This window comes from Streptomyces sp. NRRL WC-3549, assembly GCF_000721935.1.
GTDB lineage: Bacteria > Actinomycetota > Actinomycetes > Streptomycetales > Streptomycetaceae > Streptomyces.
On sequence record NZ_KL585395.1, the window covers coordinates 126,484 to 127,013 of the forward strand.

The 530-nt window shown below is 76.2% G+C and carries 1 pseudogene; it reads right to left on the minus strand.

The annotated features are described in order from the left end of the window. Positions 1-355, minus strand: a pseudogene (locus IH13_RS0113390) (glycoside hydrolase family 65 protein); the annotation flags it as partial. Between the last annotated feature and the right edge of the window lie 175 nt (positions 356-530).

Genomic DNA, 530 nt, shown 5'->3' on the forward strand with positions numbered 1-530 from the left:
GGGGGGGGGGGGGGGGGGGGAGCCACTGCCGGTGCTCGACGAGATGGGGGTGGTCGGGGTCCAGCCAGGGGCCGGGTGGGGCCTTCGCCGGCCGGACGCGGTAGCGCAGTGGCAGCCAGTTCGGCAGGTTGACCAGGTCCTCGTTCTCCACGTCCCGGCCCTGGACGGAGGAGACCAGCCGGTTGTAGCAGCCCGCCACGTAGGTGCCGGGGTAGTGCGCCGGTCCCGCGTGCGTCTCGGGCGCGGCGCCCCGGGTCGCGAAGTAGCCGTTGCCCAGGGTGCACAGGGCCTCCCGCAGACGTTCCCTCTCCGGCTCGTAGCCCTCGTAGGCCCAGAGCCACCCGGGCCGTGTCATCAGCCGTCCTCCCCGTCGAGCAGGTCCAGGAGCCCGGCGCCGTCGAGAAGTTCGGCCGCGTGCCGGGAGGAGGAGGCCGCCGCGCGGGGCTTCCGTTCGTCGCGCGGCACGTGCGGCGGACGGACGCCGCCCGGCGCTACGGGGACGGGACGTCGCGGGCCCGGGACGGCGGCTG